We start from the raw sequence: 12,404 nt of genomic DNA on the forward strand, positions 1-12,404 counted from the left end.
GTCCACGACCTGCTGCCCGCCCCCTGCGCGTCCGTGCCCCGGGATCAGCCGGTTCCCGCCGCAGCGGCCTCGGCCCGGATCGCGGTCGTGTGGTACCAGGGGTTGCCGGCGGCCTCGGAGATGAGGTCGCGGGACCTGGTGTCGTAGCTGCGCCCCAGCTCCAGCGCCGTGTGCTGGACGAACTCCAGCGCCGTGAAGTACTTCCGCATGAACGTCGGCTGGTCGAGCGCGATCTCGGTCACCGTGACGTTCCGGTTCTGCGGGATGTCCCGCGTCAGCAGCCGGACCAGGTTGTCCATCTTCTGCCGGGTGTACGCGTCGTCGTCGGGGTCGCGGAACAGCAGGACGCTGTGCCGGCGGTCCGGGTCGGACAGCGTGGCGACTTCGCTGTGGCAGAACTCGTGGAAGTAGTTCCGGGTCGCGGGTGCCATGGCCATCTCGTTGAAGTGCATCTTGGCCAGCTTGAGCAAGCTCATGTACCACTTCGGCGAGGCCAGCATCAGGAGGTTGGCGTCCTGCGAGCACCGTGCGGTCGCGCGCGCCTGCTCCTGCAGCGCCGCCGAGAAGTCCGTGGCCAGGTGGCCTGGCAGCGCCGCGACCTCCGCCCGGTGGTCGTCCTTGATGAGCCCGAGCTCCAGGAACATGTCCAGGAGGATCGAGAAGTACTGCCCGACGTGGAACAGCGGGTACTCGCGATCCGGCTGGCTGAGCTCCCAGCGCGCCACCGACACCCCGGCCTCCCGGCCCAGTTCGGCCAGCCGGCCGCCGGAGGTGAGCAGCAGCGTGCGGTGGTACCGGTCCGCGAGGGCGCGGAACACCCGGACCGGCTCCTCGGAGTGCCCGCTGTACGAGCTGATGATGAACAGCGTGCCTTCGTCGTCGGCCACCGAGCGGGGGACGAGGTAGGGGAAGTCGTAGTCGTTGAAGACGTGGACCTCCACCCCGGAACCCGAGGCGTTGAGGAAGGTGCCGATCACGTCGGAGACGATGGCCGAGCAGCCCATGCCGGAGAAGACGATCCGGTCGAACTGGCCGCTCTCGATGCGCTTCCGGAGGTCGGGGGTGACCTCGTCGAGGGAGTACTCGTCAGATTTGAGGAAATCCGAGCGGTACCTGGTGTTGAGGAAATCTGCGTACCGGTCGAGGCGTGTAAACATAGAGAGCCCTTATCTCTCGAACCAGCGCGGTGACCGCTACCACATGAACTGGCCACCGTCGACTATGAGTTTCTGCCCGGTGACGTAGCGGGCACCGTCGCCGACGAGGAATTCGAGGGCGTCGGCCATCTCCTCGGGCGAGCCGATCCTTTGCTGAGGGATTTCGGCGAGGAGGTCGGCCCGGGCCTGCGGGTCGGCGACTCGGTAGCGCGTGCGCATCTCCTCGGTGTCGATCATTCCGGGAATCAGGCAGTTCACCCGGATGTGCGGGGCCAACTCCAGGGCGAGGCACTTGGTGAGGTGCAGCAGTCCCGCCTTGCTCGCGCAGTAGTTGACGCCGTTCAGCCGGGGCCGGATGGCGGTGGTGGCCCCGATGTTGATGACGGTGGCGCCGCCCGGCAGGCCGAGCATGGCTGGTGCGAACGCCTTGGTCAGGTAGAAGGGCCCGGAGAGGTTGGCGTCGAGCACTTGGCGCCAGTCCTCGTTCGCCATCTCCAGGAACGGCCCGTCGATGTTGCGGCCGGCGTTGTTCACCAGCACGTGGGGTGCGCCGTACTCGGTGAGCACGCGCTCGGCGAAGGCGGCCACCGCGTCCGGGTCGGCGACGTCCGCGCGGACCGTCTCGATCCGGCCGGGGACGTCCTCGACCAGCCGGTCGGCACTGGCCTTGTCGTTGCGGTACACCGCGACGACGCGGTAGCCGAGCCGGGCCAGCCGGCGGCTGAACGCGACCCCGATCCCCTTGGTTCCGCCGGTGACGACGGCTGTGCGACCCGTTCCGGTCATCTCACCGCTCCCTTCGGGTCGTTGGTCTCCTGCGCGCCGGTCTCGCCGCAGTCACCCGAGGTGGACCGGGAGTTCGCGGTAGCGGTTCCACAGGGGCATCGGCTCCAGGGCGAGTTCACTCCGGTCGACGGCGAGCGCGAGCTTCGGGTGCCGCTCGAACAGGACCTGCAGGGCGACCCGGGCCTCCATACGGGCCAAGTTGGCGCCGAGGCAGAAGTGCACGCCGTGGCCGAAGCCGAGGTGGGGATTGGGCGAGCGGGTGATGTCGAAGCGTTCGGGGTCCTCGAACACCTCGGGATCCCGGTTGGCGGCGGCGAGCAGCGGGATCACCGAGGCACCTGCGGGCACGGTCTGCCCGTGCCACTCGATGTCCTCCATGGCGGTGGCAGGCCGGGTCGCGGTGATGGACGGGAGGCAGCGCGCCACCTCCTCGATCGCCGACCGCCACAGCGGCCCGTCCGCCGGGGTCGAGCGCAGCAAGCCGAGCTGGTCCGGGTGCTCCAGCAGGGCGGCCACCGCGTTGGTGATCAGGTTGTAGGTCGTCTCGTAGCCGGCGGTCACCAGGCTGAACACCATGGCGAGCAGCTCGGTGTCGTCCAGCCGGTCGCCGGCCTCCTCGGCGGCGATCAGGCCGGAGACGAGGTCCTCCCCGGGCTCGGCCCGCTTGCGGGCGACCAGGTCGCGGGTGATCGCGACGAGCTCGCGCAGGCCGGCGTCCCAGTCCTCCCGGGTGCCGCTGCCCATCAGCGCGGTGACGCCGCGCTGGAAGCGCGGGCGGTCGTCATCGCCGACGCCGACCAGCTCGGCGATGACGGTGTAGGTCACCGGCAGGGCGTAGTCCCGGCGCAGGTCGACCGGGCCGTCCACGCCCCGGGCGCCCAGCTCGTCGAGCTGCCGCCCGGCGAGCACGCGGACCTGCTCACCGAGGAGTTCGATCCGCTTAGGGGTGAAGGGGGAGATCACCAGGGTGCGCAGCCGGCGGTGCTCCGCGCCGTCCTTCATGTCCAGGGTCGAGGTGACCAGCCGGACGTGCTCGGGGATCTCCACCCCCGCCGCGGCACCGTCGAACGGCGAGCGCCGCAGGCGCGGGTCGGTGAGCATCGCCTTGCAGTCCGCGTAGCGCGAGACCACCCAGACGTCCTGCGCGAACGCTCCGAAGTCCAGCCGGACCTGCCCCACCGGCGCGTTCTCCCGCAGCCAGGCGTAGTGGGCGGGCGGGTCGGCGGCGAATTCCGGTGACCCCATGACGATCGGCGGGGCTACCGCACGTGGTGTGACGGTCATTCAGGTGTGCTCCTCGTGGCGTGCGCGCGGACGGCTCAGCGCATGAAGTGGGAGATCGGGGTGCCGTGGAGCGACTCGCGGAGGATCTTGTTGTGGCCGGTGTCGTCCTGGCCGTGGACCAGGACCGCCCCCCATTTGTCCAGCGGGATGCTGCCGCCGTACTCCTCGACCCGCTCGGTGTCCGGGTAGACCTTGACGCTGGTCGGCACGTACCGGGTGGCGAAGCCCATCCGGTGGCTCTTCGTCGTGGTGTTGGGGAGCGAGGCGTGCATGAGGGTGGACCAGAAGATCACGCACTGGCCGCGCTCCATCACCAGGGAGAACGCGTCCTCCTCGGCCGGCTTCCAGTCGGGGTCGACCTGGAGCTGGCGGTAGTCGTACCCGAAGAACCCGCGCGGGATACCCTCCTTGACCTTGGAGTTGATCTGCGCGATGTCGTACGTCATCCGCTTGGTTTCGTCATAGTTCATCCGGTGGTGGGTGCCGGGGATGACCTGCAGACAGCCGTTCTCCCGGGTGGAGTCGGTGAACGCCGTCCACACCGTGATGGTGCCCTTACCGAACTCGTCCTCGGTCTCGCCGGGCCAGAGGATCTGCGGCTTGCCGCTGGCGTTGGCGAAGGTGTCCGCCTGGTGCCAGTCGGTCCCCTCGTCACCCGGGTACTTCGGGAAGAACTCGGTCCGCCAGCAGAGCACGTTCGGCCCGAGAATGGACGCGACCCGCTCGGTGATCCTGCGGTTGCACACGTGCTGGAGAAGCAGGTCGATGTCGAGGTGGCGGTCGTAGTTCGCGATGTTCGTGGCGCCCGACATTGCCTCGTCGACCGGATAGGCGGCGTGCGAGCGGTCGAGGACCTGGCTCCGGGCCTTTCGCCACAGGGTGTCCATCTCTTCCGGGGTGTAAACCGTGATCGGCCCGATGTAGCCATTCTCCCGAAAGAACTCGAGCTCGGGTTCCGAGAGATTCCACTGCTCGGTGTCAAGTGTCATGCTGGATTCTCTCCGAGGGCATCCTTGAAATGCGGTGGACAGCGGACACAGCGAGGTTACCCAGCAGGTACGGGGCGGGCAAGGCCAGCTGCTGTCCCGCCGGCGGGACAGCAGCTGGGCAATATCGCGGCGACATCCCGGGCTTGTCCGGTGCCGGGTGCCCGGTTACGTTCGTCGGAGCGAGTGGCTCAATATTGCTTTTTTCTTTCCCGAATCCGGCCCGCGCCGTCCGCGCGCCCGGCCAATTCGGTGTCCAGGTGGTCCCGCGCATCCCGTAGGAAATCCCGGAGGTCGTCGATCTTGTTGAACGCCGACACAATGCTGCCGCTGCTGGCAGCGCAGCGTGAGATTTGGTCCGCCGAGCAGAGGCTGAGCGACGGCAACTCGGTTTATCAGGTCGGCGAGTACGTCGATGTGCAGGGCGAGCTCGACGTCGAGACCTTCGAGGCGGCCCTGCGCGCCGTCGTCACCGACGTGGACACCGCGCACAGCCGGTTCCACCAGGAGGACGGCACGGTCGGGCAGACCGTCGACCGGGGCCGGCCGTGGACTCTGCGCACGATCGACCTGTCCGAGGCGGTGGACCCGCAGGCCGAGGCCGAGGCGTGGATGGCGCGCGAGCTGGCGCGGCCGTCCGACCTCGTCGCCGGACCACTGTTCAACTTCGCGCTGCTCCGGCTGGGCCCCGAGCGGCACCTCTGGTACCAGAACTACCATCACATCGCCATGGATGCCTACGGTTCCTCCCTGGTCACCCGCCGGGTAGCCGAGGTGTACACGGCGCTCCGCGAGAAGCGGGACCCCGGTCACAGCCCTTTCGGTTCGCTGCGCGACCTCGCCGACGAGGACACCGCGTACCGGGACTCGGCGGACTTCGAGCGTGACCGCGACTTCTGGCTCGGCCAGTTGGACGGCCGCCGGCCGGAGCCCTCACCGCTCGTCGGCCGGACCAGGGGAACGACCGCCGCATTCCGCCGCGCGACCCGCTGGCTCTCCGAGGAACAGCTCGAAGCCGTTCGCGAGACCGCCCGCGCCGGCCGGGTGCCGTGGCCGGTGGTCGTCACCGCCGCCGCCGCACTCCACATCCAGCGGCTGACCGGCGACGAGAACGTCCAGATCGCGTTCCCGCTCTCGGCCCGGGCGAGCCGGCTCGCCCGGCAGACGCCCGCGACCCTGGCCAATGTCCTCCCGCTGCGCCTGACGATCCGTCCGGCGATGACCGTCGCGGCCGTGCTGGAACACGTGAGCGGGCGGATGGCGGCGGCCGTCGCGCACCAGCGCTACCGCGGGGTGGACGTCCAGCGTGACCTCGGCATGCCCGCGGTCACCTCCATCCTGCCGGTCGTCAATGTCATCTCCCACCCGTACGACCTGCGCTTCGGCCCGGCGCGCGGCACGATGCGCAACCTGTCGTCCGGCCTGGTGGGCAACCTGCTGTTCATGGTCTGGGACCGGCAGGACGGCCAGGGGCTGCAGATCGACGTCAACGGTCGGGAGGACCTCGGGCTGGCGGACCACCGGGATGGGTTCACCGCCGTGCTGGAGGCGTTCGTGACGGCAGACCGCTCGTTGCCGGTGGCCCGGGTCGGCCGGTCGGCCGCGCCCACGCCTGCAGCGGGGGCGGAGGTCACCGACCGGGCCGCGCGGACCGTGCCCGAGATGTTCGCCGACCAGGCCGCCCGCACCCCCGACGCGCCCGCACTGACGGCGGACGGGGTGACCTGGTCCTACCGCGAACTCGACGAGCGGTCGAACCGGATCGCCCGCGCACTCGTCGCGTGCGGCGCCGGCCCTGAGGACGTGGTGGCGCTGGCCCTGCCCCGCTCCGCGAACCTCGTCGCCGCCGTGCTCGGCGTCCTCAAGTCCGGCGCGGCCTACCTCGCACTGGACCCCGACTACCCGCCCGCCCGGATCGACTTCATGCTCCGGGACGCGTCAGCCAGGTTGGTGGTCACCGCGGCCGAGGTGACGGTCGGCCGGGAGTGGCCGACGATCGACGCGGCGGAACTCCTCGCCGAGGCCGAGGGCCTGAGCCCGGAGCCCATCGGGGCGGCCGAACGCCACCGCCCGCTGCAACCCGACTGCCCCGCCTACCTCACCTACACCTCCGGGTCGACCGGCATGCCCAAGGGCGTGCTGACCTCCCACGCCAACGTGGTCCGGCTCTTCGGCTCCACCCGGGAGCGGCTCGGCTACGGCCCCGACGATGTGTGGACGTTGTTCCACTCGGCCGCGTTCGACTTCTCGGTCTGGGAGATTTGGGGCGCCCTGCTGCACGGCGGCCGGCTGGTCGTCGTCCCGTACGACGTGAGCCGTTCGCCCAGGCGGTTCCTGGGCCTGCTCGCCGACGAGCGGGTGACCGTGCTGAGCCAGACGCCCTCGGCGTTCTACCAACTCGCCGCCGCCGACCAGGAACTGCCCGAGTTGAGCCGGCGGCTCAGCCTGCGCACCGTCGTCTTCGGCGGCGAGGCCCTGCAGCCCGCCCGCCTCGCGGACTGGCGCAGGCGCCACGCGGCCACCGGTCCGGCGCTGGTCAACATGTACGGCATCACCGAGACCACCGTGCACGTCACGAACGTCGAACTGAACCCCGAGCAGGGCCCGGACAGTCTGATCGGCACCCCCATCAGCGACCTGAGGGTTCACCTGCTCGACGAACGGCTCAGGCCGATCCCGCCCGGCATCGTCGGCGAGATGTACGTCGCCGGCCCGGGTCTGGCCCGTGGCTACCTCGGCCGGGCCGCCCTCACCGCGGGCCGCTTCGTTGCCGACCCGGACGGGCGGCCCGGCGAGCGCATGTACCGAACCGGCGACCTCGCCCGCCGCGACACCACCGGCCGGCTCACCTTTGTCGGACGCTCCGACGACCAGCTGAAGGTCCGCGGCTTCCGCATCGAGCCCAACGAGATCGAGTCCGCACTCGCCGAGTGCCCCGGCGTGGCGCTCGCCGCGGTGGCCCTCACCGAGGACCGCGAGGACGACCAGCGGCTGGTGGCTTTCGTCGTCCCCGAGGACGGCGCCGATCCCGGGGCGGAGGAGACCAGGGCGGCACTGCGCGAGCGGCTCCCCGACTACATGGTCCCGAGCAGGATCGTCCGGATCGAAGCGCTGCCGCTGACCACCAACGGCAAGCTCGACCGGGCGGCGCTCACCGCGGTGGCGGGCCCGCCGGCAGCCCAGGCCACCGGCGGCGGATTCTCCTCGCCGCTGGACGTCATGCGCGCGCTGTTCGCGCTCGTCCTCGACGAGCCCGAGGTGGGCCCGGACGACGACTTCTTCGACCTCGGCGGCCACTCGGTGCTCGCCAACGCGCTGATCGCCAGGATCCGCTCCACCTTCTCCGTCGAGCTGGACATGCGCGTTCTGTTCGAGGACCCGACCCCGGCGGCGGTGGTCGCGGCCCTGGAGGACGCTGGACGGGCGCGTCCGCCGCTCACCCGCCGGGAGCGGCCCGCCGAGCTCGAGGCCTCCTCCGCGCAGCGCCGCATGTGGTTCCTCCAGCAGATGGGCGGCCCCGCCGCCACGTACAACATCCCCTCCATCCTGAGGATCGGTGGCCCGCTGGACGTCGCCGCCTTGGCGGCAGCCCTCGGTGACGTGCTCGCCCGCCACGAGAGTCTGCGGACCATCCTGCCCTACGTCGACGGCCGCCTCCTGCAACAGGTACTGCCGCCGGCCACGCCGGACCTGCGGGCGATCCCCGTCACCGAGGCCGAGCTGGCGCAGCGGCTCGCGGCCGGCGCGCGGCGCGGCTTCGACCTGGCTGTGGAACCGCCGGTCCGCGCCGAGCTGTTCAGCACCGGACCGGACGAGCACGTCCTGCTCCTGGTCCTGCACCACTCCGGCTGCGACGCGCTCTCGACCGGCCTGATCGTGCGCGACCTGAGCCGCGCCTACGGCGCCCGGGCGGCCGGCCGCGCACCGCAGTTCAGCCCGGTGCCGGTGCGCTACTCCGACTACACGCTGTGGCAGCACGACCTGCTCGCCGTCGATCACGGCGGCACCGGCCTGCTGGAGAGCCAGGTCGCCTACTGGCGCGAGCAGTTGGCCGGACTGCCCGAGGAGACCGCGCTTCCCTCGGACCGGCCGCGCCCCGCCGTCGCCTCGTACGCCGGCGACCACGTCGCGGTCGCGCTCGACGCGGAGCTGCACCGCCGCCTGCTCGACCTGGGCCGCGCCTCCGGCGCCAGCCTGTTCATGGTGCTGCACGCCGGCCTCGCCGCCCTGCTGGGCCGCCTCGGCGCCGGCGACGACGTCGCCGTGGGCAGCCCGATCTCGGGTCGGCTCGACGAGGCGCTGGACCAGGTGGTGGGCGTCTTCGTGAACACCCTGGTGCTGCGCACCGACCTGTCGGGCCGACCGACCTTCGCGGAGCTGCTCCAGCGGGTCCGGGAGACGGCGCTGGCCGCCTACGCCCACCAGGACGTCCCTTTCGAGTACCTGATGGAGGCGCTCGCCCCCGAGCGCTCGCTGGCCCGCCACCCGCTGTTCCAGGTGGTGCTCGGCCTCCAGGACGCGCCGCCCGAGGGCGACTTCACCCTGCCCGGGCTCACCGTCTCCACCGAGCTGGGCCGGACCGGGACCGCCAAGTTCGACCTCTTCCTCGGCCTGGTCGAACGGCACGCGGCCGACGGCTCCCCAGCCGGGCTCGAGGGCTACCTCGAGTACGCCTCCGACCTGTTCGAGCCGGACACCGTTCGCGCCCTCTTCGAGCGGTTCGGTCGGCTGCTCGCCGAGGCCTCCGCCGACCCCGACCGCCCCGTCGACCGGATCGACCTGCTATCGGTCGAGGAGCGCGCCCGCCTGCTGGAGTACGGAACGTCCGGCCCGGCCGAGGCCCCCGACGCGACGCTTACGGACCTGTTCGAACGGCAGGCCGCCGCCACCCCCGCCGCGATCGCGATCTCCGCGCCGAATGTCGAATTCAGCTACGCCGACCTCGACGCCCGCTCCGAGCGGTGGGCCCGCGCCCTCGCGCGGCGCGGCGTACGTGCCGGCGACACCGTCGCCCTGGCGCTGCCGCGCTCGGCCGACCTGCTGACCGCGCAGCTCGCCGTGCTGAAGGCCGGCGCGGCCTACGTCCCGATTGACGGCCGCTACCCGGCCGCCCAGGTCGAGTCCATGGTGCGCGAGACCCGGCCGGCGCTCCTGCTGACGTGCCGTGCCACCGACCGGCACGTTGTGCTGCAGGACGGACCCGCCCGCCTGGTCCTCGACGACCCGGCCACGGCACAGGCCCTGACGGCGGAGGGCACCGCCTCGCCGGACACCACCTCGCCGTCCACCGTCGAGCGTGGCCCGCGCCCGCTCGACGCCGCCTATGTCATGTACACCTCGGGCTCGACCGGGCAGCCCAAGGGCATCGTGGTGACCCACCGCGACGTCGTGGCGCTGGCGACGGACCACCGGTTCGCCGACGGCGTCTGCGCCGACGTCCTCGTCCACTCGCCGGCGGCGTTCGACGCGTCCACGTTCGAGGTGTGGGCCCCGCTCCTGCACGGCGGCCGACTGATCGTCGCCCCACCGCACGACCTGGACGCCGAGGAGTACGCCGACCTGATCGGCCGCCACCGCCCCAGCGCGCTCTGGCTCACCGCCGCACTGTTCGCCGTCGTTGCCGAGTACCGGCCCGACTGCTTCACCGGCGTGCGCCAGGTCTGGGCCGGCGGCGAGGAACTCGCACCCTCCGCGGTCCGGCGCGTCCTGGACGCCTGCCCGGGCCTGGTCATCGTCAACGGCTACGGTCCCACCGAGACCACCACCTTCGCGACCAGCCACCCGGTCCGCGAACTCGCCACCGACGCCCGGACCGTGCCCATCGGCCGGCCGCTCGCCACCATGCGTGCCCACGTCCTGGACGCCGGCCTGCAACCGCTGCCGCCCGGCGCCACCGGCGAGCTGTACCTGGCCGGCGCCGGCGTCGCCCGCGGCTACCTCGGCCGCCCCGCGCTCACCGCGGAGCGCTTCGTCTCCGACCCGTTCGGCCCGGCCGGGGACCGCATGTACCGCACCGGCGACCTGGCCCGGTGGACCGCCGACGGCGTCCTCGAGTACCGGGGCCGCACCGACCGTCAGCTCAAGCTGCGCGGCTTCCGCATCGAGCCCGGCCACCTCGAGACCGTGCTGCTCGAACACCCCGCCGTCGCCCAGGTGGCGGTGGACGCCCGCCGCGAGGGCGGGGGCGAACCGCGGCTGGTCGCCTACGTTGTCCCGGCCGAGGGCGGCCGGCCCACCCCGGACGGACTCCGCGCCTTCGCCGAGGGCCTGGTGCCGCAGTACCTCGTCCCGCACGAGGTCGTCCTCCTGGACGCGCTGCCGGTCACCGCCCACGGCAAGCTCGACCGCGCGGCCCTGCCCTCGCTCACCCCCCGCACGGCCGGCCGCACCCCGGACGGTCCGGCCGAGCGGCTGCTGTGCGACCTCGTGGCCCGGGTGGTCGGACGGGACACCGTCAGCGCCGACGACGACTTCTTCGCCCTCGGCGGCGACAGCATCTCCGCGATCCGGCTGGTGAGCAGCGCCCGCACCGAGGGCCTGGTGCTGACCGTCCGGGACATCTTCGCCCAGCGCACGGTCGCCCGGCTGGGCCGGATCGTCGGCGAGCCGGCCGATGGCGCCGACGGCGAGCCGGCCGACCTCGGCATCGGCACCGTGCCGCCCACCCCCATCGTCCACTGGCAGCGAGAACGCAGGGCCCCCGTCGACCGATTCGCGCAGTCCCTGCTGCTCACCTGCCCCGCCGCACTCTCCTGGGACGCGCTGCTCACCGCCGTCCGCGCGCTGACCGACACCCACGACGCGCTGCGCCTGCGGCTGATCGACCACGGCGAATCCTGGAGCCTGGAGGTCGAGCCGCCCGGCAGGACCGCGGTCCACGACCTCGTCCGGCGCGTCGCCGTGGCCGGCCTCGGCGCCGACGCCCTCGCCGACCGGACCCGCACCGAGGTCGACGCCGCGGCGGCGGAACTGGACCCGTACGATGGGCGGATCGCGCGCCTGGTCTGGTTCGACGCCGGACCCGAGGCGGCCGGCCGCCTCCTCCTGGTCGTCCACCACCTGGCCGTCGACGGCGTCTCCTGGCGCATCCTCGTCGACGACCTGGTCCGGGCGTACACCCTGGCGGCCGCCGGCCGGACCCCGGAGCTGCCGCCGGTCGGCACCTCGCTGCGCCGCTGGGCGGAGCGGCTCACCGCGCAGGCGACCGCGCCTGAGCGGCTGGCCGAACTGCCCCGGTGGATCGACGTCCTGGAAGCCCCGGATCCCCTGCTGACAACGGCGCCCGCCGATCCCCAGCTCGACCTCGCGGCCGACGTGGTCGAGGTCGTCGGCACGCTCACCGAGGAGGTCGTCGACCCCCTGCTGACGGCCGTCCCCGCCGCCTTCCACTGCGGTGTCGAGGACGCGCTGCTGACCGCACTCGGGCTGGCCGTCTCCGCGTGGCAGCGCGAGCGCGGCCAGGAGACCGCCCAGGGCGTCCTCGTGGACGTGGAGGGGCACGGCCGCGAGGACGTCGTGCCCGGCGCCGACGTGTCGCGCACACTCGGCTGGTTCACCACCATCCACCCGGTCAGGATCGCTCCCGGCCGGATCGGCTGGTCCGACGTGACCTCGGGCGGACCGCGCCTGGGCAACGTCGTCAAGCGGGTCAAGGAGCAGGCCGGCGCGGCGCCGGACGGCGGCATCGGCTTCGGCCTGCTGCGGTACCTCGCGCCCGGCTGCCGAGAAGTGCTGGCCCGCCTGGGCACACCGCAGATCGGGTTCAACTACCTCGGACGGTTCGTCGCTCCGGGAGCCCCCGTGGGCGATGAACCGGGCTGGGCCATGGCGCCCGAGGGGGTCATGGTGACCACGACCGACCCCGGTCTTCCCATGGCGCACGGTCTGGAGGTGCACGCCGTCGTGCGCGACGACCACGACGGGTCGCGGCTCACCGTCACTTGGACCGGCGCGCGGCGGCTGTGGTCGCACGAGGACCTCACCGACCTCGCCGGCCGGTGGACGGCGGCGGTCGAGGGCATCGTCCGGCACGCCCTCCGCCCGGATGCGGGTGGCCACAGCCCCTCCGACTTCTCGGTGGGCGAACTGAGCCAGCACGACGTTGAACAGCTTGAGGACATGTGGAGGACGCAGAAGTGAGTGGTGGGAATCTGGTGGATGTCCTTCCGTTGTCGCCGATGCAGGAGGGGAT

The 12,404-nt window shown here is 72.0% G+C and carries 5 protein-coding genes; 1 reads left to right on the plus strand and 4 read right to left on the minus strand.

Features of this window, described 5'->3' with window-relative positions; genetic code table 11:
* Positions 1–44 precede the first annotated feature (44 nt).
* Genes ACFVWU_RS42240 through ACFVWU_RS42255 form a run of 4 tightly spaced genes read right to left on the minus strand, consistent with a single transcriptional unit; the run spans position 45 to position 4,216 of the window.
* A complete protein-coding gene (locus ACFVWU_RS42240) occupies positions 45–1,157 on the minus strand; it encodes an SIS domain-containing protein (protein WP_387631451.1) in 1,113 nt (370 codons plus the stop codon).
* Positions 1,158–1,193: 36 nt separating this feature from the next.
* The gene (locus ACFVWU_RS42245) at positions 1,194–1,943 is read right to left on the minus strand and encodes an SDR family NAD(P)-dependent oxidoreductase (RefSeq protein WP_387631454.1); all 750 of its coding nucleotides are present in this window, start codon (positions 1,941–1,943) and stop codon (positions 1,194–1,196) included.
* A gap of 51 nt (positions 1,944–1,994) precedes the next feature.
* Complete coding sequence (locus ACFVWU_RS42250; protein WP_387631456.1) at positions 1,995–3,227, minus strand: cytochrome P450; 1,233 nt, start codon at positions 3,225–3,227, stop codon at positions 1,995–1,997.
* A 35-nt stretch (positions 3,228–3,262) separates the two neighbouring features.
* A complete protein-coding gene (locus ACFVWU_RS42255; protein ID WP_387631457.1) occupies positions 3,263–4,216 on the minus strand; it encodes a chlorinating enzyme in 954 nt (317 codons plus the stop codon).
* 303 nt (positions 4,217–4,519) lie between these two features.
* Between ACFVWU_RS42255 and ACFVWU_RS42260 the strand changes: the two genes are divergently transcribed.
* A complete protein-coding gene (locus ACFVWU_RS42260) occupies positions 4,520–12,352 on the plus strand; it encodes an amino acid adenylation domain-containing protein (RefSeq protein ID WP_387631460.1) in 7,833 nt (2,610 codons plus the stop codon).
* The last annotated feature ends 52 nt before the right edge of the window (positions 12,353–12,404 follow it).

Origin of the sequence: Kitasatospora sp. NPDC058190 (genome assembly GCF_042883685.1) — a bacterium.
Classification (GTDB): Bacteria; Actinomycetota; Actinomycetes; order Streptomycetales; family Streptomycetaceae; genus Kitasatospora.

Excerpts from the sequence above, each read along its gene's own strand:
- ACFVWU_RS42240 (WP_387631451.1), bottom strand. The coding sequence starts at position 1,157 with ATGTTTACACGCCTCGACCGGTACGCAGATTTCCTCAACACCAGGTAC.
- ACFVWU_RS42245 (WP_387631454.1), bottom strand. The coding sequence starts at position 1,943 with ATGACCGGAACGGGTCGCACAGCCGTCGTCACCGGCGGAACCAAGGGG.
- ACFVWU_RS42250 (WP_387631456.1), bottom strand. The coding sequence starts at position 3,227 with ATGACCGTCACACCACGTGCGGTAGCCCCGCCGATCGTCATGGGGTCA.
- ACFVWU_RS42255 (WP_387631457.1), bottom strand. The coding sequence starts at position 4,216 with ATGACACTTGACACCGAGCAGTGGAATCTCTCGGAACCCGAGCTCGAG.